General features: G+C 47.6%; 21 protein-coding genes and 1 tRNA gene. 5 read left to right on the top strand and 17 right to left on the bottom strand.

The window, feature by feature from the left end; genetic code table 11:
• Nucleotides 1-73: 73 nt before the first annotated feature.
• Entirely contained in the window at nt 74-1675 is a 1602-nt protein-coding gene (gene nadB / locus B3850_RS09780; protein ID WP_286911697.1) for an L-aspartate oxidase, read from the top strand.
• Nucleotides 1676-1681: 6 nt separating this feature from the next.
• Here the strand turns inward: nadB and B3850_RS09775 are convergent, their stop codons facing one another.
• The gene (locus B3850_RS09775) at nt 1682-1939 is read right to left on the bottom strand and encodes a hypothetical protein (protein WP_286911696.1); all 258 of its coding nucleotides are present in this window, start codon (nt 1937-1939) and stop codon (nt 1682-1684) included.
• On the bottom strand, nt 1940-2209 hold the full coding sequence (locus tag B3850_RS09770; RefSeq protein ID WP_053952668.1) for a succinate dehydrogenase assembly factor 2: 270 nt from the start codon (nt 2207-2209) through the stop codon (nt 1940-1942).
• An 80-nt stretch (nt 2210-2289) separates the two neighbouring features.
• On the opposite strand from B3850_RS09770, the gene B3850_RS09765 reads away from it, so the two are divergent.
• The gene (locus B3850_RS09765) at nt 2290-3180 is read left to right on the top strand and encodes a YgfZ/GcvT domain-containing protein (protein WP_053952669.1); all 891 of its coding nucleotides are present in this window, start codon (nt 2290-2292) and stop codon (nt 3178-3180) included.
• Nucleotides 3181-3185: 5 nt separating this feature from the next.
• Complete coding sequence (locus B3850_RS09760; protein ID WP_053952670.1) at nt 3186-3668, top strand: FKBP-type peptidyl-prolyl cis-trans isomerase; 483 nt, start codon at nt 3186-3188, stop codon at nt 3666-3668.
• Nucleotides 3669-3717: 49 nt separating this feature from the next.
• Here B3850_RS09760 and B3850_RS09755 read toward each other — a convergent pair whose 3' ends face one another.
• The 7 genes from B3850_RS09755 to B3850_RS09725 form a co-directional block, all read right to left on the bottom strand.
• A complete protein-coding gene (locus B3850_RS09755; protein WP_053952671.1) occupies nt 3718-4206 on the bottom strand; it encodes a methylated-DNA--[protein]-cysteine S-methyltransferase in 489 nt (162 codons plus the stop codon).
• An 89-nt stretch (nt 4207-4295) separates the two neighbouring features.
• Entirely contained in the window at nt 4296-5807 is a 1512-nt protein-coding gene (gene lysS / locus B3850_RS09750; protein WP_286911695.1) for a lysine--tRNA ligase, read from the bottom strand.
• A 36-nt stretch (nt 5808-5843) separates the two neighbouring features.
• Nucleotides 5844-6942, bottom strand: a protein-coding gene (gene prfB / locus B3850_RS09745; protein WP_100690320.1) for a peptide chain release factor 2 whose coding sequence is annotated in 2 segments (ribosomal slippage) — nt 5844-6866 and nt 6868-6942 — 1098 coding nt in all. Because the reading frame shifts where the segments join, the coding sequence is not laid out codon by codon here.
• Between the two features lie 39 nt (nt 6943-6981).
• On the bottom strand, nt 6982-8688 hold the full coding sequence (gene recJ, locus B3850_RS09740) for a single-stranded-DNA-specific exonuclease RecJ (protein WP_286872150.1): 1707 nt from the start codon (nt 8686-8688) through the stop codon (nt 6982-6984).
• Between the two features lie 13 nt (nt 8689-8701).
• Nucleotides 8702-9412 (bottom strand): thioredoxin fold domain-containing protein, encoded by a 711-nt coding sequence (locus B3850_RS09735; RefSeq protein WP_286872152.1) that lies wholly within the window; start codon nt 9410-9412, stop codon nt 8702-8704.
• Nucleotides 9413-9467: 55 nt separating this feature from the next.
• A complete protein-coding gene (xerD, locus tag B3850_RS09730) occupies nt 9468-10370 on the bottom strand; it encodes a site-specific tyrosine recombinase XerD (RefSeq protein WP_286872154.1) in 903 nt (300 codons plus the stop codon).
• A gap of 69 nt (nt 10371-10439) precedes the next feature.
• Complete coding sequence (locus B3850_RS09725; RefSeq protein WP_053952676.1) at nt 10440-10916, bottom strand: VC2046/SO_2500 family protein; 477 nt, start codon at nt 10914-10916, stop codon at nt 10440-10442.
• 111 nt (nt 10917-11027) lie between these two features.
• Between B3850_RS09725 and B3850_RS09720 the strand changes: the two genes are divergently transcribed.
• A tRNA-Tyr gene (locus tag B3850_RS09720) sits at nt 11028-11112 on the top strand.
• Between the two features lie 12 nt (nt 11113-11124).
• On the opposite strand, the gene B3850_RS09715 is transcribed toward B3850_RS09720, so the two are convergent.
• Nucleotides 11125-12090: an NAD(P)H-quinone oxidoreductase gene (locus B3850_RS09715; protein WP_286911694.1), complete on the bottom strand. Its 966-nt coding sequence runs from the start codon at nt 12088-12090 to the stop codon at nt 11125-11127.
• An 85-nt stretch (nt 12091-12175) separates the two neighbouring features.
• Between B3850_RS09715 and B3850_RS09710 the strand changes: the two genes are divergently transcribed.
• Nucleotides 12176-13822, top strand: coding sequence for a tetratricopeptide repeat-containing response regulator (locus B3850_RS09710; RefSeq protein ID WP_286872180.1), 1647 nt, complete (start codon nt 12176-12178; stop codon nt 13820-13822).
• Here B3850_RS09710 and B3850_RS09705 read toward each other — a convergent pair.
• The 7 genes from B3850_RS09705 to B3850_RS09675 all read right to left on the bottom strand — a co-directional run bounded on the left by B3850_RS09705 (nt 13819) and on the right by B3850_RS09675 (nt 19629).
• The gene (locus B3850_RS09705) at nt 13819-14649 is read right to left on the bottom strand and encodes a pirin family protein (protein ID WP_286911693.1); all 831 of its coding nucleotides are present in this window, start codon (nt 14647-14649) and stop codon (nt 13819-13821) included. The genes B3850_RS09710 and B3850_RS09705 overlap by 4 nt on opposite strands.
• The gene (locus B3850_RS09700) at nt 14646-15596 is read right to left on the bottom strand and encodes a glutathione S-transferase family protein (RefSeq protein ID WP_286872187.1); all 951 of its coding nucleotides are present in this window, start codon (nt 15594-15596) and stop codon (nt 14646-14648) included. Before B3850_RS09700 ends, B3850_RS09705 begins: the two co-directional genes overlap by 4 nt.
• A gap of 87 nt (nt 15597-15683) precedes the next feature.
• Nucleotides 15684-16817 carry a lipid-A-disaccharide synthase gene (gene lpxB, locus B3850_RS09695; protein WP_286872190.1) on the bottom strand — a complete coding sequence of 378 codons (1134 nt, stop codon included), beginning with the start codon at nt 16815-16817 and terminating at the stop codon, nt 15684-15686.
• Nucleotides 16818-16855: 38 nt separating this feature from the next.
• The gene (lpxA, locus tag B3850_RS09690; protein WP_286872192.1) at nt 16856-17623 is read right to left on the bottom strand and encodes an acyl-ACP--UDP-N-acetylglucosamine O-acyltransferase; all 768 of its coding nucleotides are present in this window, start codon (nt 17621-17623) and stop codon (nt 16856-16858) included.
• The gene (gene fabZ / locus B3850_RS09685) at nt 17623-18078 is read right to left on the bottom strand and encodes a 3-hydroxyacyl-ACP dehydratase FabZ (RefSeq protein ID WP_058579586.1); all 456 of its coding nucleotides are present in this window, start codon (nt 18076-18078) and stop codon (nt 17623-17625) included. Before fabZ ends, lpxA begins: the two co-directional genes overlap by 1 nt.
• A 17-nt stretch (nt 18079-18095) precedes the next feature.
• A complete protein-coding gene (gene lpxD / locus B3850_RS09680) occupies nt 18096-19112 on the bottom strand; it encodes a UDP-3-O-(3-hydroxymyristoyl)glucosamine N-acyltransferase (RefSeq protein ID WP_286872196.1) in 1017 nt (338 codons plus the stop codon).
• Between the two features lies 1 nt (nt 19113).
• Nucleotides 19114-19629: an OmpH family outer membrane protein gene (locus B3850_RS09675; protein WP_286872199.1), complete on the bottom strand. Its 516-nt coding sequence runs from the start codon at nt 19627-19629 to the stop codon at nt 19114-19116.
• Nucleotides 19630-19644: the final 15 nt, after the last annotated feature.

Genomic DNA, 19644 nt, shown 5'->3' with positions numbered 1-19644 from the left:
AAGCCGCTTGTAAAAAGTTCGCAAATATTTCAGCAAATGCGTAAAATCATCCAAAATTCTTAATGAGTACTTTATGGAACCTGCAGCAAATTATCAATGCGATGTGCTGGTTGTTGGCTCAGGAGCTGCTGGCTTAACCACCGCCCTGCAACTTGCCGACACATTAAAAGTCACGGTATTAAGTAAAAGCGCCTTAACTGAAGGCTCGACATTTTATGCTCAAGGCGGCATTGCCGCTGTGTTTGATAAAAACGACAGCATTGAAAGCCATATTGAGGACACCCTAGTCGCTGGTGCAGGCCTTTGTGACCCAGCAGCTGTTAAGTTTACCACAGAAAATGCGCGCGACAGCCTACAATGGCTGATTGACGCAGGAGTCGGCTTCGACAAAGTTGAGAGCGACGGACAGTCCCCTACGTATCACTTAAACCGTGAAGGTGGGCATAGCCATCGGCGTATTCTGCATGCCGCCGATGCGACAGGTCGTGCGGTACAGACCACATTACAAGAACAAGTTCTGAAGCACCCAAATATTACCGTATTAGAGCGCTACAACGCCGTCGACTTAATTACCGGGCAACATATTGGCGCAGATCCTGGCTGTTACGGTGCCTATATATGGAACCGCATGGAAGAACAGGTAGAGACCATTGCCGCAAACTTCGTGGTTTTGGCAACCGGTGGCGCCAGTAAAGTGTATCAATACACCAGTAACCCGGATATCGCTAGTGGTGACGGCATTGCCATGGCATGGCGCGCCGGTTGTAGTATTGCCAATATGGAGTTTAATCAGTTCCACCCAACGTGTTTATTTCACCCAAATGCGCAAAGCTTTTTGCTGACAGAAGCGTTGCGTGGTGAGGGGGCTGTTCTAAAACGTCCGGACGGCTCCCGTTTTATGCCAGACTTCCATGAGCTCGCTGAATTAGCCCCCCGTGACGTTGTTGCCCGCGCCATTGACTATGAAATGAAGCGCTTGGGCGCCGATTGCATGTTCCTGGACATTTCTCACAAGCCGAAAGAGTTTATCGAACAGCACTTCCCTACCATTATGGATAAGTGTTTATCGCTCGGTATCGATATGAGTAGCGAAACTATTCCGGTCGTACCGGCTGCACACTATACCTGTGGTGGCGTGCGCACTGACTTACATGCCCAGACAGACGTACCCAATTTATACGCTGTTGGTGAAGTCGCATGTACTGGTTTACACGGCGCTAACCGAATGGCCAGCAATTCGCTGTTGGAATGTCTGGTTTTTGCCCGGGCTGCGGCGAAGGATATTTTAGCTAAGCAGTCTTCGAAAGCACCACAAACACACTTACCAAGTTGGGATGAAAGCCAGGTAAGTAACTCAGACGAAGAAGTCGTCATTCAGCATAACTGGCACGAACTGCGTTTGTTTATGTGGGACTATGTTGGCATCGTGCGCACCACAAAGCGTTTAGAGCGCGCCCTGCATCGAATTGAACTACTACAACGGGAAATTCATGACTATTATGCAAACTTCCGGGTCAGTAATAATCTTCTGGAATTGCGTAACTTAGTGCAAGTGGCCGAGCTTATTGTCAGAAGCGCTCTGGAGCGCAAGGAAAGTCGTGGGCTTCATTATACGTTGGACTACCCGAAAACCATGGAAAAAGCCGAACCAACCGTGTTGACGCCTTCTCATTAAAGGTTGCTAACTGACTTGCGAAAGTTGCCGCCTGAGCTGTGCTTGCTGCTCAGGTGGCAGCCGAAACCACCAAACCCAAACCCAGGTCTTCATTTGGACGTCGGAGTCAGGTAATGACTCCAGCGGTAATAACGTTAGTATATTGCCAATAACCAGTGGTTTGCTAAACAGTTTGCATGCTTCTTCCTGCCACCACCAGTTATATCCGCAAGGCGAACCGGACAAGGGCTGTTGAGGCCACTTGAGTAAATAAAATTCCAGCACTTATACCTTTACGCGTGACAGCATAAAATCAACCATGCCCTGAAGTTCTTCATCTGGACATTCTTTGTGTCCCATAAACCAAGCGAATAAATCTGGGTCATCACATGTGACCAAGCGACGAAACACCGCTTTTTGTTCGTCGCTAAGCTCGTCGTAAGCCTCTTTCACAAAAGGTTCAAAAAGTACGTCAAGCTCCAGCATGCCCCGGCGGCAGGCCCATATTAAACGACGTTTGTCCTTTAAAACTTCTTCAGACTGTTTCGGGAACATAAGATCTCCGCAGCAATTGCCCTTGTAATTTCAATCAGTGCCCTAATATTAGCATGTAAGCTATCCAATAAGGAGTCATTGTGGTCGAGTTAAAACAAGCTTTAATGGATTCGAATGAGGATTGCCTTTCCGTTCAACTAGCGGACTATGGTATCCTGTCGGTTTCTGGCGAAGACACTGACAGCTTTTTACAAGGACAGCTGACATGCGATGTGCGCAAACTCGACCAAGAAGATTGGTTATATGGCGCACATTGTGACCCTACGGGGAAGGCATTCAGTAATTTTTGGTTGTTTCGTCATGACAATGCAGCATTATTTGTTATGCATAAAAGTGCCCTTGAAGGCTCTTTAACACAACTGAAAAAGTACGGTGTTTTTAGTAAAGTCGACATTCAGGATGTTAGCGAAGACTGGCATATCGCTGGTTTTATTGGCAACAAAGCAAAACAGGCGTTGCCTACTGACAGTATGACATTGCACGTTGGTCAACAACCTGATCAATTTATTGTGCTGAGTCGGCAAGCAGTTTCTACGGACTATCCGCAGCCCTTTTGGGATGCGCTGGAAATTGAACGAGTTCGTCCACAATTGACGGTAGAAAACAGTCAAGCGTTTGTACCACAAATGCTGAATATACAAGCGTGGGACGGAGTCAGTTTCGACAAAGGATGTTATATCGGCCAGGAGACTATTGCCCGGATGAAGTATTTGGGCAAACAGAAACGGGCACTCTTTCGATTGTCAGGTAACGTAGCGCAAGCTGTGGAGCCGGGGCAGCAACTAGAGAAAGCCATTGGTGAAAACTGGCGTCGTGCAGGTACGGTCATTATGGCAGTGAACCGCACCGACACACAAACGGACTTATTAGCGGTTTTACCCAGCGACATTGACGCTGACACCGCTATTCGAGTTCAGGGTGACGACGCAAGTCTACTGGAAATACACTCACTGCCTTATCAATTAGGTTAAATTTTATGAGCGAAACCATTGCACAGAACAAAGTCGTGGCTATCCATTACACTGTGAAAACAGAAGATGGCCAGACCCTGGACCAGTCTAAAGAAGGCAATCCGCTTAGCTTTATTCACGGCCGCGGAATGCTAATTCCTGGTCTTGAAAATGCACTGGAAGGCAAAGCAACTGGCGATAGCTTCACTGCTGAAGTTAAGCCAGAAGAAGCGTACGGCGAACGTCACGACGGTTTAATCCAGACCGTTCCACGTAACTTATTCGGCGAAAACGAAGTACAGCCTGGTATGCAGTTCCGCGCAAGCACTGACCAAGGCGAACAGTCTGTTGTTATCGTTGACGTAAAAGACGACGAAGTCACTGTAGACGGTAACCACCCATTAGCGGGTGTTAACCTTAACTTTGACGTAGAAGTTGTTGAAGTTCGTGAAGCGACTGAACAAGAGCTTGAGCACGGTCACGTGCACACTGACGGCGAAGATCACTAAGTCGCTGACAGCATTGTAAAAAACCCGGCTTTTGCCGGGTTTTTTCGTTTTAGGCCGCTATTTTCCGACTCGCCTTTTCTCTATCCAGTAATGCTTGCTTACGCTCTAACCCTGCCGCAAAACCTCTTAATGAACCATCCTGCCCAATAACCCGATGACAAGGAATAGCGATAATAACCGGGTTCTTTGCAATAGCGCTGGCTACCGCTCTGGTTGCGGTTGGTTTGCCAAGCTTCGAGGCCACCTGCTGATAGCTCAGCGTCTCCCCTGAAGGAATTTGTTGAAGTACATCCAGGACACTCTTTTGAAATGATGTGACTTTGGGGTTAAGTGGAAGATCAAACTCGTAATCCGGCTGCGAAAAGTAATGATGAATTTGCCGCGTAGCAGCTTCTAATAACCATTGCTCCGGCGCATACTGGTACTGTTGCATGTCTGGGCAGTGTTTTTGCCCTTGATAGTAAAGACCAAGAATATGCTGGCTGTCGGCCACTGCGTACATAGTGCCCAACGGGGTTGAAAACTCAGAGTAGTACATACAAGCCGCCCATAAAAAAACGCATTAACTGACTATAGAAAATGACTATAGCAGCCAATGCGCTTTTCGAGCAATTTTTAAGCTATTGCTTAATCTGCTTTTGGACGCATATGCGGGAACAGTAAGACGTCTCGAATCGATGCAGAGTCGGTTAACAACATAACTAAGCGGTCAATACCAATGCCCTCACCCGCCGTTGGCGGCATGCCGTGCTCTAGTGCGGTAACATAGTCTTCGTCATAGAACATGGCTTCGTCGTCACCTGCTTCCTTCTGCTCGACCTGCTCACGAAAACGCTGAGCCTGATCTTCTGCGTCGTTAAGCTCGGAGAACCCATTCGCCAGTTCGCGACCGCCAGCAAAAAATTCAAAGCGATCAGTCACAAACGGGTCATCATCGTTACGACGCGCCAGCGGCGATACTTCCGCCGGATATGCAGTAATAAAAGTAGGCTGAATCAAACGGTGTTCGGCAACAGTTTCGAAAATTTCGATTTGAACCTTACCTAAGCCCCATGAAGATTGAACATTCACACCGACTTGCTCAGCAATTTCCACCGCACTGTCCATATGCTTCAGCTGTTCTTCCTTCACTTCCGGCATATACTTCAAAATAGCTTCCAGCACGGTCATGCGTTCAAACGACTTACCAAAGTCATAATCAACCCCTTGACTGGTAAACTGAGCAGAGCCAAGTACCGCTTCTGCCGCACCACGCAGCATTTGCTCGGTTAAGTCCATAAGGTCGTGATAGTCCGCATAGCCCCAGTAGAACTCCAGCATAGTGAACTCTGGGTTATGGCGGGTCGACAAACCTTCATTACGGAAGTTACGATTAATTTCAAAGACCTTTTCGAAACCACCAACCACTAAACGTTTTAAGTAAAGCTCTGGCGCAATACGCAGGAATAGCTCCATGTCTAACGCATTGTGATGCGTGCTGAATGGACGTGCCGAAGCTCCGCCCGGAATTGCCTGCATCATTGGCGTTTCAACTTCCAGGAACTGACGCTCGCTTAAGAAGCGGCGGATGTAATCGATAACTTTCGAGCGAACCATAAAGGTATTACGCGACTCGTCGTTAGTAATCAGGTCTAAATAGCGTTGGCGATAACGCGTTTCCTGGTCGGCCAAACCATGGAATTTGTCCGGCAGTGGACGCAGTGCTTTGGTTAACAGGCGAATATCGTCAACCTGCACACTTAGCTCACCGGTACCTGTAATGAACAGTGTTCCCGACGCACCAATAATGTCGCCTAAGTCCCACTTCTTAAATTCGCTGTTATAAAAGCCTTCAGGTAGGTTGTCGCGAGCAACGTACAATTGAATTTTGCCACTCATATCCTGAATGGTGGCAAAGCTCGCTTTACCCATAATACGGCGGGTCATCATACGGCCGGCAACTTTGACACGAATACCTTTCTCTGCCAGCTCATCTTTGCTGACGTTGTCGTAGTCTGCGTGTAAATCTGCTGCCAGCGAGTCCCGACGGAAATCGTTCGGGAATGCGATGCCCTTATCGCGAAGCGCCGACAGTTTCGCCTTTCGTTGCGCGATCTGTTCGTTTACATCTACTTCGGGTGCTTGCGATTTATCAGTCATTATCGATTTTCCTCTGTCGGGATACTTAAATTAAACTTACAGCCCGCTTTTCAGGCTGGCTTCAATAAATGGGTCTAAAGCGCCGTCTAACACGGCTTGTGTATTACGATTTTCAACGCCGGTGCGTAAGTCTTTAATACGTGCGTCGTCTAATACATACGAACGAATTTGGCTGCCCCAGCCAATGTCCGCTTTAGAGTCTTCCAGCGCTTGTTTCTCTTCGTTTTGCTTCTGTAACTCAAACTCATACAACTTCGCTTTTAACTGCTTCATTGCCGAGTCACGGTTCTTGTGTTGCGAACGGTCACTTTGACATTGCACTACAATGCCCGTGGGCTCGTGAGTAATACGAACCGCCGAGTCTGTCCGGTTTACGTGCTGACCACCCGCACCCGAAGCCCGATAGGTATCAACCCGTAAATCTGACGGATCGATTTCAATATCGATGTCGTCATCTACTTCCGGGTAAACAAACACAGAAGCGAACGATGTATGACGACGGTTTCCCGAGTCAAACGGAGACTTACGAACCAGACGGTGTACGCCTGTTTCGGTACGTAACCAGCCGTAAGCATACTCACCTGCCACGCGCACCGTTGCTGATTTTATTCCGGCAACATCACCCTCTGACAGCTCGGTAATTTCTGCTTTAAAGTCATGAGCTTCTGCCCAGCGCAGATACATCCGCAATAACATATTGGCCCAATCCTGAGCCTCAGTGCCGCCAGAGCCCGACTGTATATCCAGGTAGCAGTCGGCACTGTCATTATCTTTCGAGAACATCCGGCGAAACTCTAACGTTTCCAACTGCTTTAACAGGCCAGACAATTCATCCTGAGCTTCATTGAAGGTATCTTCGTCTTCAGCTTCTACCGCTAAATCGACTAAGCCTTCTACGTCATCCAGACCTTGCTGTAACTTGTCTAAGGTTTCGACCACTTGTTCAAGACTGGCTCGCTCTTTCCCCAGAGCTTGCGCTTTTTGCGGATCATCCCAGACATCGGGCTGCTCCATTTCACGAGTAACTTCTTCCAGACGCTCTACTTTAGCATCATAGTCAAAGATACCCCCTAAGCGCATCGCTGCGCTCACGCATTTCTTTTATGTTGTTGTAGGTTGCGTTGGTCTCAAACATTCGACTACCTAATTCTTTGAATTTTTAAAGGGGCGTAGTTTAACGTATTGCGCGAATTTGCTCTACCAGCAACTGCACAGAAGTTTTACCGCGAAAGTGATTTAATTGCGGCTTGTATAACAACTCAACCCGCTGAGCGCTATTATTTGGCCATTCGTTGGTATCAACATTAAATGCAATAGCATCTAACACATCGCCCTGTGGGTGCCTAAGCACACATTTTAAGTGCTTCTCGCCAACAATACGCTGGTCGACAATGTCAAACTCACCGTCAAACATCGGCTCCGGAAAATGCTGTCCCCAAGGACCTGCGTTTTGCAGCATCTCGACGTGACTTATCGATAGCTCCGGTAAGGTCAGTTCGCCATCAGACCAATAGACACGTTGCTTTTGCTCTTCCGTCAGCCACTCCCCGGCAACTTGTTGAGCCAGTTCTGAAAACCGTTCTAAATTAGCCTTCTTTAAGGTTAAGCCTGCTGCCATCGCGTGGCCACCAAAGCGTTCCATAATATTAGGCTCGAGGGTATGAACGCGTTCAAGCAAATCTCGCATGTGTAAACCACTGACAGAGCGTGCAGAACCTTTCAGTATATCGTCATCTTCATGCGCCAGCGCAATAACCGGACGATTCACCTGTTCTTTCACCCGACCTGCTACAATACCGATAACCCCGGCATGCCAGTCGGATTGGTACAAGGTCACTAAGTCTGGAACCTGGCCAGTATCGAACTGCAATTTTGCAACGGCAGCCTCAGCGTGTTCGCGCATATCAGACTCGATATTTCTACGTTGCAGGTTCAGTTCGTTCAATTGCTGCGCCAACCGCTGTGCATGCTCTTTTTCAGCGAGCAGACACTCAATGCCTAAGCTTATGTCATCCAGTCGCCCAGCCGCATTAATTCGGGGAGCCAGGGCAAACCCCAAATCACTGGCATTAAGCTGCGCGGCATTGCGGTTAGACACGTCCAGCAGAGCCTGAATGCCCGGACGGCAAAGTCCCTGCTTTATTCGTGCGAGCCCCTGATGAACCAAAATTCGGTTGTTGTAGTCCAGTGGCACAACATCTGCCACGGTGCCGAGCGCAACTAAATCAAGCCAGTCAGCTAAATTCGGTGTGGGTTGCTTTTCTCTTAAATGGGCGCGCAAAGCCAGCAGTACGTAAAAGGCAACGCCAACACCGGCTAAGTTTTTGCTGGGAAACGAGCAGTCGGGCTGGTTTGGGTTCACAATAGCGTCTGCATTAGGCAGAGTCTGCGCAGGTAAATGGTGATCGGTAACAATCACTTTGATATTCAGTTCATTGGCTCGTTCAATGGCCTCGTGAGCCGCTATGCCATTATCAACAGTGACAATCACTTTAATGTCTTTAGCGGCGAGCTCTTCTACCATAGATACCGACAACCCATAGCCGTCAGTCATTCTATTGGGAACACGATACCCGACATTCGAGAAACCGAAAGCCGTTAAGGCCGACACCATAAGCGCTGAACTAGTCGCACCATCAGCGTCGAAGTCGCCGCAAATACACACAGGCCACTGCTTATCCAGCGCATCCGCCAGTATTTCGACCGCAGCGTCAATATCTTTTAAACTTGAAAAGTGTGTCAGACCGGCCGCTTTTAAGGACAACTCTCGTTCATCACTGACACCACGGCGCGCATAAATTTGCCGCAACAATGGCGGAACATTTTGCGGCAAAAACTCGTCACTGACCGTTGGGTAGCGGCGTATTGTATAATCTGTCATTGCAGCTGCTGAACTACTTTCTTAATTCAGACAACAGGCGACGTGCCGGAACCGCCCCCGGAATTAAACTACCATCGGGTAAAATAATTGCAGGCGTTCCGGTAACGCCGAACGACTTACCCAGCGAGTAATGTTGCTCGACGGGGTTGCTGCACGAACTGTTGCCACGATAGCTTTCTTCGTCTTTAAAAGCACTTATCGCAGCTTTTTTGTCGTCTGCACACCAAACTGCTTGCAGCTCCTGTCCGCCTTTACTATCCAGACCGCCACGCGGGAATGCTAAGTACCGAATAGTAATACCGGCACTTAAGTAGCTGTCGAGGTTTTCATGCAGACGTTGGCAGTAACCACAAGTCGTGTCCGTGAATACAGTGACTTTGTACTTTTCATCGTCCGCTGTATAGACAATCATATCGTCCGTATAGTCCATCAGCATTTCTTTGCGAACCGCTGCCATACCCATTTCTGTCAGGTTCTCAGGCGCTGAATTTGTAATATCAAAGACATTACCGCTAATCAGCTTTTTACCGTCTTCTGACACATAGAACATGCCCTGGTTTGTGACCGCACGAACATAGCCGTCAATTTCGCCCGGCTCGGTTGAAATAACCTCAATACCTATTTTGTTCAAATGCTTGGTATTTAATTCGTCAGCGGAAATGGGCGCTGAAAATAGCGAAAAACCTAAAGCCGATACAGCCAATAACGTCGTCAAATACTGCATAAATACCTCTTATTATTGATGAGCGAACCCTACCCTGTTACCGCTTAAAATGCAATTATCCGCGCGGGTGATGCTGGGCATGCAGGGCTTGTAAACGCTCTCTTGCGACCTGCGTATAAATTTGCGTAGTCGATAAGTCACTGTGACCTAAAAGTAGCTGTAAGACTCTTAAATCGGCGCCATGGTTCAGTAGGTGAGTAGCAAACGCATGGCGTAACGTATGTGGCGATAAATGAGCGTATATGCCTGCGGTTTCAGCATAATGTCGTAACCGATACCAGAACGCCTGACGGGTCAATAATGAGCCTCGCTTAGTCACAAACACCCAAGGACTTTGTTTGTCTGTCAATGCCGGACGCCCATGCTTTAAATAACGCTCCAGCCATTCCAGCGCTTCTTCACCTAACGGAACCAGTCGCTCTTTATCGCCTTTACCAACCACTCGCACCAAGCCCTGTTGCCGGCTGACTTGGTCATACTGCAAGCGAACCAATTCGGTAACGCGCAGACCGGTTGCGTACAGCACTTCCAGCATGGTGCGATCACGCAGGCCAATTGGAGTGTCCGTTTCCGGAGCTTGCAGTAGGTTTTCAACATCGGCTTCGCTTAATGAGTGCGGAATGCTTTGCGGGAGCTTCGGACGCTTCAGCTTGGCGGTCGGGTCATGAGCAAGCCACTTCTGCTTCACCGCAAACTGGAAAAATTTTTTCGCAGAACTTAAAAAGCGAGAGGTACTTCGAGGAGACAAACCCTGAGTCCGGCGCCACAGTAGGTAGTCTTGAAGAATTAACTCATCAACCTCAAGTAACGGAGTTTTTTGGGGAAGCAGGTACTCACAGAATCGACGTAAGTCACTACGGTACGCCGCCTGGGTATTTTCACTGGAGCCATGGTGCAGCCATAAATGCTCAGTAAACGCATCAATACGCTCTTCATCTTCTGGAGGTAATTGCTTCATGTGGCTGCAAGACTATTGGTTGCGAAACATCAAGGCCATTATGCCCGAAGCGGAGAAACGATGAAATGCTTAGTGCGTAATACCTAATTTTTGTAACACATCGTAAAGTCCCGCCGGACCTCGTTTACGGTAATCATTAAGCTCTGGCTCTTCTTGCTTCGATTTTTTCTTTTCGACACGTTGACGTACACGCCAGTCTAAATTATGAAGCAACTCAATAGGCAAGCGGTCGGGACTTGCATCAGGCACGAGCGGTTGAGGGTGTGTAGCATCTTGCAGCTTAAAGTCAGACAGTTGGCTGACTGACTTATAAACACCGCTCGCTAAAACAACATTTTCTGCCGGTTCTAACGGTCGAGCTCTTGCAGCACCTATAGCTCTTTGCCAATTAGTTTGGTCATATTGGTTATCATCAATAACCGGATCAGCACCCAGTGCTGACACCCAATAAGCAAACTCACCCGCGAAGCCATGATTAACGGCTTCACTCGCGTGCTGCTCAAAAATGTCTGATGCTCTTTGCTGAACCGACTGAACTTGGCTCATACCGACCCTGGAAAATAACCTTAGATGTTCTTGTTATCGTCCAAAGTCAGGAAAGTTTAAGTTTTCTCTTTACAGCTCAGTTCTGACTGTTATTATACGCGCCTCTTGAGTGGAGGGGTTCCCGAGTGGCCAAAGGGATCAGACTGTAAATCTGACGGCTCAGCCTTCGCAGGTTCGAATCCTGCCCCCTCCACCACTTTTCTTGACGTTACCCGTCAATTTTCACAACGACTTTCCCTTGCGTTTTATTAGCAGCAACATAATCGAATGCCTGCTGAATATCTTCCTGCTCAAAGGTTTTATCAATAATGGGTTGTATGGCGCCGCTCGAAAACTGAGAGCCAAACTGCTGCCACATTTGTGTGAGTATTTCACCTTTACGCTCCGGCACTAAAGAACGCAGCGTAGAGCCAATAATGCGTTGGCGCTTCATAAGCATGCGTCCAAAGTCGATCGTGCCCTCGCGACCACCCATTAGGCCGATAAGAATAATACGACCGTCTTGGTTTAAGTAGTGCTGATCTTTTCCTATGGAGTCACCTGCTACCGGGTTCAGCACCACATCGACACCGCCAATACCTTTCATCGTTTCAATAATATCCTGCTGATAACGATTTATGGTGTCTGTGGCGCCAAGCTCTTTACAAAAACTTTCCTTGTCAGAGCTGCCGACAACAGCCGTTATTGGATTGCCACTTCCCCTACATAGCTGAATAAGTGAAGACCCCACCCCGCTGGCCCCTGCATGTGTAAGAACGGACTCTTGCGGCTGCAGGTTTGCCAGCATAAATACATTTAAATAAGCCGTAGCGAAGGTTTCTAACCACCCCGCAGCCATTTCGTCAGTCCAGTTATCAGGTACAGGGAGTACTTGTTCAGCTGGCACATTAACGTATTCAGCAAAGCCTCCGCCTGCCAGCAAGGCAGCAACCCGTTGCCCTTTTTGCGGGCCAGCCACACCGCTGCCAACCTCTGCGACAATGCCTGCTACTTCTAAACCGGGTATGTCAGATGCCCCCGGTGGCGGTGGATACTTGCCGGCTATTTGCATTAAGTCTGCCCGGTTCACACCGGCAGCTGACACTTTTACGGTAACCTCATTGGCAGAGGGATTTGGCAATGAGTTGATTTCAGACCAGCGCATTTTTCCTTCAGACAGTTGTAAAGCTTGCATATATCATCCTGTTGCTGCTTAACATTATTGAATTTAGACAGTATGCTGTTGCTAAGTCTTTAATTAAAGAGTGCTTGCCGCAAGAATGGATAAAACTCTGGAGCTCAATAATAAGCGTGTGCTGCTAATTGATGATCAGAAGCCCTTTCAAGTCATGCTTAAAGGCTCCCTGCTCAATTTGGGTGCAAAAGAGGTTCAGGTAAAAAGCACTGGTGAAGCGGGTATTGCCGCCTACGTGAAGAACCCTCACGATATTCTGTTGGTTGACTATAATCTCGGCTCTGGTAAAAACGGCCGTCAGGTTTTAGAAGAGCTACAAGTGCGCGGGCTGATGAAACCGCATACTCTGTTTTTTATTATTACCGGTGACAACTCTCGACCAATGGTGCTGAGTGCTCTTGAGCTTCAGCCCGATGACTATTTAATGAAGCCATTCTCGCATCGGGTGCTCCGCTCGCGCCTTACTCGCGCCTACAAGCGCCGAATGTGGCTAAAAGATGTGTTTCAGGCACTCACCTCTCATAATTACGAAGCCTGTATCAAAGCGTGCGAAAAACACATTGCGACGAACAGCCGCTACAGTAACTACTGCCGTAAGCTACAAATAGAGCTCTACAATAAGACGGGCCAGCTGCACGAAGCAGAGAAGGCGATAAAAGAACTGTTGGAAGATAACTCACACAGCTGGGTATTTTTGAAGCTAGCCGAAACCCGACTGTTGCAAAATTCGCCGGAAGAAGCACTGAACATTATTAATCATATTCTCAAACGCATGCCCCATGCGATAGAGGCTCAGGATTTAAAAACCGAGTGCTATCTACAACAGCAGCAGCTTGAAGAAGCGTTAAACAGCGCTCGCGACGCCATTACTATGGCGCCATTTTCAATCGACAGACAAACTCGACTGGCTCACATTGCTCGCGAAAACGGCGACTTTGACTTAGCAAAGCAAGCCATGAATAACGTGTTACAAATAGCGCGTAAGTCAGTATTTCGTAACGCAGAGCACCTGTGTAACTACCTGCGCAGTATTCTCGATGCCGCTGAAAACAGTGATACCCCGCAACAAATTAGTAAGTATCAAACTGAAGCCACCATGGAGCTTCAGCGCGCTCGCTACGACGAGCACTTGCTGCACGCCGACATTTCTTTTGAAGATCTCGAAGCTGTTCTTCTGTCTCGCATTGACTCATTCAACGGGCGCTTACGAGAGGCTCAGCATCGTTTGAATGAAGTCGTCGGCGATGACCTGGCCAACAACCGTGAAATCGATCGGAACCTTTTACCGGACGTTATTGCCGTTTTACTCGATGTTGGTGAATACGAAAAAGCGAATATGCTTGCCGGCCAACAAGCAGAAAAAGTGAAACTTGACAGTTACACGCTGAAAATCCTCAAATCCCGCATGGCGGCTGCTCAAAAACAGCAGGACGAATTCTTTAAAATTCATCGACAAGGTGCTGAAGCCTATCAAGCAGGCATTTACCAACAGGCGCTAAATGACTTTCGTCAGTCAATGGAGCTGGCACCACTAAATAGCGGTGCCGCCTTGAACTTCATTCAGGCTGCTGTTCGTTATACAGAAGAAAACCCTAAAGCCACCAATACAAACTCTCTGAAAAAAGAATGCGAGCAATGCTTTAAGGTACTTGAAGGATTGCAGCTCTCCGATAGCCACACACAACGTTACGAGCAGTTGTTAGAGGAAACCGAAGAGCTGGGTTTGCGCTAAAGCTTCTGATTCGCTGCCAGCGTTCCGCTTTGATAGTCCTTAATTGCCACATCCAGTTCCTCAGACGTGTTCATCACAAATGGGCCATACTGTGCGATAGGCTCGTTAATAGGTTTTGCGGCCAACACAATAACCCCTGCACCTGCATCGCTTTTAAGCGCTAAATCTGTGCTACTGTCGAGTTGCAGCAGCTCACCACGAGACACTGCTTCACCGTTTAATTCCAGCTCTCCCTCGTAGACATAGGCTAAACGCTTTTCCTGTTGCTGTGACTTTAACTCAAATTCGCCACTGAGTTTAACGTCCGCCATGAAAAAATCGCGCCCCGACAAGAGTACCGGTCCTTTCTCTTTAGCGTAGTTCCCCGCTATTAAGCGAAGTGTTGTATTACCGGTGTGCACTTCAGGTATTTCCGCTGAAGGAAAGTCAAACCACTCAGGGTCGGTCATTTTTTCCGAGGCAGGTAAGTTGACCCACAGCTGAAAACCCCACATAAGGCCTTCTACCTGTTTTGGCATTTCGGCATGAATAATGCCTTTTGCCGCCCTCATCCATTGTACACCACCGGCTTCCACTTCACCCGTATTCCCCACTGAGTCTTTATGCTCCATAGTGCCCGCCAACATGTAGGTCAGCGTGCAAAAACCACGATGCGGATGCGGAGGAAAGCCGGCAATATAATCGTCCGGGTTGTCAGACCTAAATTCATCCAGCATCAGGAACGGGTCCTGATGCCGCAAGCCAGGCTGGTTAATGACTCGAGTCAGCTTAACACCGGCGCCATCCTGCGCCGGCATACCGCGATGTCTGCTCTTAATAACACTCATTTTAAAGCCTCCCGGTCATGTGGCTGTTCAAAATCGATATCCGGTCCCTTGGGCACAACCTGTGTTGGGTTAATGGTTTTATGGCTGGCATAGTAATGCGTTTTAATATGGTCCATGACGACCGTCTCTTTAACGCCCGGATACTGATACAACTCCAGCAGGTAATTCCACATAGCAGGATAGTCAACAATGCGCTTTTTATTGGTTTTAAAGTGCCCAAAATAGACCGCATCAAAACGCACTAATGTGGTAAATAATCGCCAATCGGCTTCTGTGAGTTGGTTTCCTGCCAGGTAGCGTTGTTTAGATAGAATACGTTCAACGCGATCAAGCGCGGTGAAAAGCTCATCGAAAGCTTCTTCGTAGGCATCTTGCGTCGTTGCGAAACCGCTCTTATATACGCCATTATTAATGCTGTTATACACCCATTCGTTAACATCATCGATTTCACTACGTAAGTCTTGTGGGTAAAAGTCTTCTGTATTACCGGTCAACTCATTAAAGCTTGAATTGAAGATGCGGATAATTTCCGCAGACTCGTTATTTACAATGGTTTGCGTTTTTTTGTCCCACAACACAGGCACTGTGACACGGCCGCTGTAGTTGCTATCCGCTTTCAAATACAGCTCGAACATAAAGTCGAGTCCATACAAAGGCTCATTCAGCGGTGCTTCGCCAAACTCCCAACCATTTTCCACCATCAGTGGCTTAACGACCGATACGTCAATATGAGGCTCTAGGCCTTTTAATTTGCGAAAAATGAGCGCTCGATGCGCCCACGGGCACGCATAAGATACATAAAGGTGATAACGCCCTGATTCAGGCTCAAACTCACCGCCCTTCTCTATGGTCGAGCGAAACTGTGACTCACTACGAACAAAACGACCACCATGTTTTTTGGTGTCGTACCACTTATCGTGCCACTGGCCATCGACTAATAAACCCATAATAAACTCCTTTAAAAAGCGATACGCTAATAATAGAAGTTATTACAGCAAAAGAAGAGTTTAGATTATCGACGCTAAGATTCTAAATTATAGAAAGGAGTCAACAACGTCTGCGGCTTTTTCGCTGGCCGTGACTTTAAGCTGCTGATGTATTTGAGTGAACTGCTCTAAAAGCGCATGATTGTCCGATTCGATAAACACAGACAGCTCTTGCTCAATGTTATTCTCTGACGCCTGTGCTTGAGCCAGTTCAGGGACAATTTTACGACCTGCCAATAAATTAGGCAGAGAGAAAAATGGTGCGTGGAAAAGACGCTTAATAATTTGGTAGCTCAACCAATGAAAACGGTAAGCAACGACCATAGGCCTTTTTATTAATAACGCTTCTAATGCAACAGTGCCGGAGGTTAACAGCAAGTAATCGGATGCTGCCATAGTCAGACGGCTGTTACCGATAGGTGTATTAATTGTCAGCTCCGGCGCATGCTGCTTCACCAGGTGATTAAACTGCTCTGCTCTTTGTTCGCTTATCATCGGGGCGACGAACTTAAGCTCTGGGAATTTTGCAAAGAGGCGCTTAGCCACATTTAGAAATAGCGGAGCCATGCGCTCAATTTCGCCAGAACGGCTCCCCGGTAAAATAGCTAAATACTTTCCGTGTGGCTCTATGTTCAGCTCATTTCTTGCGTCGTTTTTGCTCCATTCAAGAGGAATATCATCAGCCAGGGGGTGACCAACAAAGGTGGCCGGCAGTTGATGCTTATCGTAAAAGTCTTTTTCGAACGGTAGCAAACACAATACATGGTTAACCGACTGCTTAATGCCTTTTATACGGCTTTCACGCCAGGCCCAAACCGACGGACTAACGTAATGTATGGTAGGAATACCAGCTTTCTTTAAGCGTTTTTCGACCGTAAGGTTAAAGTCTGGAGCGTCTATTCCCACCATGACATCGGGCTGTTCGCCAATAAGGTACTGAACCAGCTGCTTTCGGTGCTTAAGCAGTTTAGGAAGCTGCTTAAGCACTTCTGCAATGCCCATAACGGCAAGATCATCCATTGGGAAAAATGACTTGAGCCCCTGCTCTTGCATGAGCGGCCCACCAACACCAATGAACTCGATGTTGGTGTGGCGCTGTTTTAGCGCTTTAATAAGGCCGGCTCCCAGTAGGTCACCGGAATGCTCGCCGGCAACCAAGGCAACTTTAATGCTTTTTGTCATTACGGGCTCGCTAACTAAAGACTATTCAACTGGACTATTTAGCCGCGAATGATTCCACGGCTGCTATGACGAACAAAGTCAGTAAAGCCATCCAACGCCGGTTCGCCCAGCGCTTCAATATGCTCTAACGCTTCTTCAGTTGTGTGTCCGGCGCGGTACAGCAACTTATAAGCCCGGCGGATATTTTGAATTTGTTCTGTGGTAAAGCCACGGCGCTTTAGCCCTTCTGCATTGATAGTACGGGGACGGGCGTTATGCCCCTGCGCCATAACAAAAGGAGGAATATCTTGAACAACGATGGAGTTTACCGCCGCAAAAGCATGAGAACCAATATGGCAGAACTGATGTACGCCTGTCATACCGCCAAGAATAACCCAGTCACCAATATGCACATGCCCCGCTAAACTCACCTGGTTAGCAAAAATATTGTTGTCGCCAATCATGCAGTCGTGCGCCACATGCACATAGGCCATGAACAAGTTATTGTCGCCAATTTTAGTCAGAGAGTTATCCTGAACGGTACCTCTGTGAATAGTGACCGATTCACGAATAACATTGTTATCACCAATGATTAACTCAGTCGGCTCACCTGCGTACTTTTTATCCTGGCAATCCTCTCCAACGGACGCAAACTGATAAATAGTATTGCCTTTCCCTATCGTCGTCGGACCTTTAACGACAACATGCGAGCGAATGTCGCAGTTGTCGCCAATAACAACGTCAGGGCCAATAACCGTCCAAGGACCAACGCTGACGTTCTCGCCAATACGTGCTTTAGGGTCGATAATTGCTGTTTCGTGAATCACTACACTTCTCTTCTTGCGCAGATAATTTCAGCCGTACACGCCACTTCACCATCAACTTCTGCACGACCACTAAACTTCCAAATACCACGACGCTCTTTCTCAAAAGTAACGTAAAAATCGATTGTATCACCGGGCACGACCTGGCGTTTAAACCGCGCGTTATCAATACCAGCAAAAAGGTATAAATCGTTGGCGTTTTTCTTACTTTCGGTAATTTTGAACCCCAGTAGACCACAGGCTTGCGCTATTGCTTCTAACAGCAAAACGCCCGGGAAAATTGGTTTTTCCGGGAAGTGTCCATTAAACATTGGCTCGTTAAAGCTGACATTTTTTATAGCATGTAACGAGTCTTTTGAGTTCGTTTCAATAACTCTGTCAATGAGCAAAAATGGATAGCGATGCGGGAGTAACTCAAGTACGCCCTGAATATCAAATCCTGAGTCCTTTATTTTCAAATCATTCACCTTGAAAGTTAATCTGCTTTTTTCTCGAGCTCTTTTACACGCTTGAATAAGTCATCAAGCTGTCTAAAGCGAGCACCGTTGCGCCGCCACTCACGGTGGCTGGCAGCCGGTATGCCTGACGCATAAACACCCGGTTCAGTGATTTCTTTTATCACCATAGCAAAGCCCATTATCTGCACATCATCACAAATACTGATATGTCCGTTAATCGCCGAAGCTCCACCAATCATGCAGCGCTTACCGATACGGCAACTTCCTGCCAATACTGTACAACCAGCAATGGCCGTATCTTCATCAATAAAGACATTATGAGCAATTTGGCACTGATTATCGATAATACAGCCAGAGCTTATGATGGTGTCATCTAACGCGCCTCTATCGATAGTCGTGCTGGCGCCAATATCGACATTGTCTTTAATGATTACTCGACCCAACTGAGGTATTTTAACCCATTTACCGCCTTCTGGCGCCCAACCAAAACCATCGGCGCCAATAACGGCCCCAGAATGGAATAAGCAGTTGTTACCAATGACACACTGGTGGTAAACCTTAACTCCGGACCACAAAGTACAGTCCGAGCCAATAGTGGTTTCGCGCCCGACATAACAGTGTGGCCCAATACTGGTGTTATCACCAATATAAGCTCCTTCTTCAATTACTGCATACTCACCAATACTCACGTTTTTGCCAATATGAGCAGAGTCTGCGATGACGGCTGTTTCCGCAATGCCTTCTGCCGGTTTTGGGGTGGTATCGAGTAATTGAGCTATGTGAGCAAATGCCGCATACGGATTATTAACGATAATGGCGTTATCCACCTCGTCGCTGTCATCTTTCGGACTGACTAAAACCGCCCCGGCCTGAGTGGTTTCTAACTGTTTTTTATAGCGGCTGTTTGCCAAAAACGCTATGGCATCGGAGCTCGCTGATTGCAAGGTTGCCACGCGCAAAATGGGGAGCTGCGAGTTTCCTCGCACCTCCCCACCCACATGGTCAGCCAACTGCTGCAATGTGTATTCGGACATATTAATTTCCTGAAGACATTTTCTCGACAACTTCGTCTGACAAATCGTTATCAGCTTTCATGTATGCAACAGCGTTGCTTTCTAAAACAATGTCATAGCCTTCTTCTTCTGCAACGTCAGTAATAACACCCTGAACTTTGGCTAGCAGCTTGTTACGCTCTTCGTTTTGACGAGCGCGCGTGTCTTCCTGCAGCGCTTTGCTCTTAAGCTGTGCTTGAGAAATTGTTTGCTCAAGTTCGCGAGCCAGCTGAGTTTTTTCAGCTTCTGACATAATTGAAGCATCACGCTCTTGCTTCTGACGAAGCTCCTGAACTTTTTGCTCTAGCTGACGCATTTCTTCAAAGCGATCCTGAAACTCATTTTGTAGTTTTTCAGAAATTTGCTCACGCTGTGGCAGTTGCTGAAACACGTTCATCATGTCAACAACACCTATTTTCTGCTGCGCTTGAGCGGCACCTGCAAACAGTGAGGTTGAAATAGCGACAGCTGCTGCTGTTGATTTCATTAACTTTTTCAAAATATTACTCCTTCA

The organism is Idiomarina sp. UBA4520 (genome assembly GCF_002388365.1).
GTDB lineage: Bacteria > Pseudomonadota > Gammaproteobacteria > Enterobacterales > Alteromonadaceae > Idiomarina > Idiomarina zobellii.
This window is presented reverse-complemented; position numbering and strand designations above follow the sequence as displayed.